Source organism: uncultured Anaerovibrio sp. (assembly GCA_902786545.1).
Classification (GTDB): domain Bacteria; phylum Bacillota; class Negativicutes; order Selenomonadales; family Selenomonadaceae; genus Anaerovibrio.
In genome coordinates, this window is record CADACU010000073.1 from 454 (window position 1) to 4400 (window position 3947).

The window sequence follows — 3947 nt, forward strand, 5'->3', positions numbered from 1 at the left end:
TCTTTCCCTTGGTGGTCCTACCGGTTATGCAATGAACGCAGCTCGTGACCTTGGTCCAAGAATTGCACATGCAATCCTGCCAATTCCTGACAAGGGTGATGGCAACTGGGGCTATGCTTGGGTTCCAGTAGTTGCTCCACTTTGCGGTGGTGTTCTTGCTTATGTAGTAGCAAGTGCTGTTCATATCATCTGATTTGATGGCTAATAAATAGTCTACGAAACACCTTCATCTGTATACGGATGAAGGTGTTTTTTAATGGAAAATAGCCTTATTCTATGTACTAAATTCACCTTAAATGGTATAATGGTGGACAGTAAGTAATGGGAGGATATTTCAATGAACGAACAGAAAAAGGCAAGAGTTAAACTGATTGTTAGTTTAATAATTATTTTTTTGGTTGGATTTGTGGGTTGGAATATGTACCAAGATTCTCTGGCGAATGATTTCAACGACATTGACAAGACGCAAATCGAGCGGGTGGCGGATGTCTACACAGGGTATTACCACCGTCCTGGCTGTCCAAAAGCCAAAACTATTGTAAATCCTGAGGTGTTCAAAAAGGGGAAGACAGCTGAGGAGAACAACAAAGCCGCAGAGGATAAAGGCTATCACCCTTGTAAGCGTTGTCATCCGCAGGAAGATTGATAATATTGGACCCTTGATTTACCAAGGGTCTTTCTTTTTAAGGAAAAGCTATGGCAATCAAACAACCAACTCCACCTACGCCCCCAACTCCACCGGTTTCACCTAAAGGGGATACGGCCACCCAGGCGTCCGGGCCAACTGACAACTCAAGTACCGGTCATAATACAGAGGCTGGCTCCAGAGATTTTGGGGTACATATAACCATTTCCGCCCCGGAGGATAAGACTGGCAAACAGCAAACGAATAACGGTAAGGAGAATACGGTTCAGCAACAAGGGGATTCCGGTACAGCAAAACAGGGGGAAGAAAATACTGCGGCCCCGCAACCGGTTCAGATGCAGGGCAATCCCAATGCCCAGACCCTGACCACGGAGGTGCAGGATGACGGGCAAAAAATACATATTGCCAATAATAACACACCATTTGACAATATTAGTATTTGGCCCTTTGTACTGATTTTTATTACGGCGTTTTTGGCCTTCAGTTTTATGAATATGCAAAAAAGAAAGAACAATCAGTCGTCGACATTGCCAAAGGATATGTCGAAAGAGCGACAAAATGAAGCGCCGTCATTAAATAATAACAATGGCAAGAGCAAGGGGAATGACGATGATGATGACAATATCCATGGCCATTTTGAGGTGCGGATTTAAAAAGAGCTAAAGGAATGGAAAAAATTGAACAAGTATATTATAATAGGTGAGGAAAGTTAGATAATTGGGCGGGATTTGCCTGAGATATGGAGGTCATTAAGTTGTTAGACATTAAATTTGTGAGAGAAAATTTAGATGCTGTTCAGGAAATGCTGAAAAAGCGCAACAATAAATTATCATTGGATGGTTTTGAAGAAATAGAGAAAAAACGCCGGGAAATCCTGACTCAGGTAGAGGAGCTGAAGGCTAAGCGCAACACCGTCTCCAAGCAGATTGGTGCCATGAAGAAGGCTGGGGAAAATGCCGATGCCATTGTGGCCGAAATGCAGCAGGTAGGTGAAGAGATTTCCAAGCTGGACAACGAACTGCGGGATGTTGAGGATGAACTGAGAGATATTATGCTCAGTATTCCAAATATGCCAAAGGAAGATGTTCCATACGGTGTTGATGACACTGATAATCCGGAAGTAAGAAAGTTTATGGAGCCTACCAAGTTTGACTTTGAGCCAAAGGCTCATTGGGATTTGGGTGAGGCACTGGACATTATTGATGCTGAGCGGGCTGCCAAGGTCACCGGCGCACGGTTTACCTTTTATAAGGGGTTAGGTGCTAGGTTGGAGAGGGCGCTCATCAATTTTATGATGGATTTGCACGCAACAAAGCATGGCTATACTGAAATGTTGGCACCTTGTATTGTAAATAGGGACAGTATGATTGGTACTGGTCAGCTGCCAAAGTTTGCCGAAGATATGTTTAAGCTGGAGGGCTTGGATTACTATATGGTACCTACTGCAGAGGTACCTACTACCAACTATCATCGGGAGGAGATTTTGGACGGGGCTTTATTGCCGGAGTATTATTGTGCATATACTGCTTGCTATCGGGCTGAGGCCGGCAGTGCAGGCCGTGATACCCGGGGGCTTATTCGCCAGCACCAGTTCAATAAGGTTGAGTTGATAAAATTCTGTAAGCCGGAAGATTCTTGGGACGAGCTGGAAAAGATGACTGATGATGCGGAAGATGTTTTGCGGGTTTTGGAGCTTCCTTATCATGTGGTATTGCTCTGCACCGGCGATATGGGCTTTACTTCCGCCAAGACTTATGATATAGAGGTATGGATGCCGGGACAGAACTGTTATCGGGAGATTTCCTCCTGCTCCAACTGCTTGGATTTCCAGGCGCGTCGGGCTAATATTAAGTTCCGTCGTGATCCGAAGAGCAAGCCTGAGTTTGTTCATACTCTTAATGGTTCCGGTCTGGCCGTAGGTCGTACCTTTGCAGCTATTTTGGAGAACTATCAGAATGAAGATGGCTCTATCCGTGTACCAAAAGCACTGGTTCCTTATATGGGCGGTGTTGAGGTCATAAAAAAGGGTGAGCTTTGATACACAAGCCAACAGGATATGATTTCAATGAGGAAATTGCTAAGCGGTAACTAGATGCTTTATATAGCCTGCCCTTACGGGTGGGCTATTGTATTTCGAGGGAGGAATAATAATGGCAAATCGGGCTGTGTGGGCAGAGGTTGATTTAAAGGCATTGGAAGATAATATCAGAAATATCAAGAGCTGCATTCATAACAATGCTAAATGGTGTGCGGTGGTAAAGGCCGATGGTTACGGACATGGAGCCATAGCTGTGGCCAGAAAAGCCGTGGAAATGGGGGCGGATTATCTGGCAGTGGCGGTTCTTAGTGAAGCTATTTCTCTGAGAAACGCCGGCTTTACAACACCTATACTGATTTTAGGGGCAACACCCAGCGAGTTTGCCAGCCAAATTGTGGATTATGATATCACTCAGGCCGTGTTCTCCGTAGACCAGGCCAAGGCCATATCGGCGCAGGCTGTCCGGCAAAATAAAAAGGCCAAAATCCACCTGAAAATCGATACAGGAATGCATCGCATAGGCATAAAGCCGGCGGAAGCGGGGGATTTTGCCAAAGGAGTTTCCGTGATGCCTGGTATTGAGCTGGAGGGGATGTTTTCGCATTTTGCCTTGGCAGATGCCCAGGACAAAACCTATGCCAAAAAGCAGGTAGTTGCCTTTGAGGAGGCTATTGCCAATGTGGAAAAGGCGGGAGTAAACATTCCTATAAAGCATATTGCCAATTCAGCGGCTATATTGGAGATGCCGGAGGTTCATTTTGATATGGTGCGGGCTGGAATTATATTGTATGGCTTGTGGCCATCGGAAGAAGTACAGCACAATATTGAATTAAAGCCATTGATGAAGCTCTGTGCCAAGGTGGTTTTCCTGAAGGAACTGGAAGCTGGTACACCGGTAAGCTATGGTTGCACTTGGACTGCCCGGAGAAAAAGCCTGATAGGAACTTTGCCGGTGGGCTATGCAGATGGTTATACCCGGCTGTTCAGCGGTAAGGCGCAGGTGGAATTTAATGGTAAGAGATCGCCTGTTGTGGGGCGGATTTGCATGGATCAGTGTATGGTGGATTTTACTGATAATAAGCGCATCAGAGAAGGAGATACGGTGGTGTTGTATGGATCAGAGGGTTTGTCTATAGATGAAGCCGCCGGTTGGCTGGGGACCATCAATTATGAGCTCCCTTGTATGCTGAGTCCACGAATACCAAGAGTATATAAAGGATAAGGGCCTATTCACAATAGGTGTATTCTTTGCTAAAATAATAA

Annotated in this window: 5 protein-coding genes; all 5 read left to right on the forward strand. The window is 45.4% G+C overall.

What is annotated here, in order from left to right; all coding sequences use genetic code 11:
• On the forward strand, positions 1-193 hold a 193-nt coding region (locus tag QZV24_RS09965; protein ID WP_294523413.1), incomplete at its 5' end, for an aquaporin.
• 144 nt (positions 194-337) lie between these two features.
• A complete protein-coding gene (locus QZV24_RS09970; RefSeq protein ID WP_294523415.1) occupies positions 338-646 on the forward strand; it encodes an Ada metal-binding domain-containing protein in 309 nt (102 codons plus the stop codon).
• A 50-nt stretch (positions 647-696) separates the two neighbouring features.
• Complete coding sequence (locus QZV24_RS09975) at positions 697-1299, forward strand: hypothetical protein (RefSeq protein ID WP_294523417.1); 603 nt, start codon at positions 697-699, stop codon at positions 1297-1299.
• Between the two features lie 101 nt (positions 1300-1400).
• Complete coding sequence (gene serS, locus QZV24_RS09980) at positions 1401-2684, forward strand: serine--tRNA ligase (RefSeq protein ID WP_294523419.1); 1284 nt, start codon at positions 1401-1403, stop codon at positions 2682-2684.
• A gap of 112 nt (positions 2685-2796) precedes the next feature.
• Positions 2797-3906 carry an alanine racemase gene (alr, locus tag QZV24_RS09985; protein ID WP_294523421.1) on the forward strand — a complete coding sequence of 370 codons (1110 nt, stop codon included), beginning with the start codon at positions 2797-2799 and terminating at the stop codon, positions 3904-3906.
• The last annotated feature ends 41 nt before the right edge of the window (positions 3907-3947 follow it).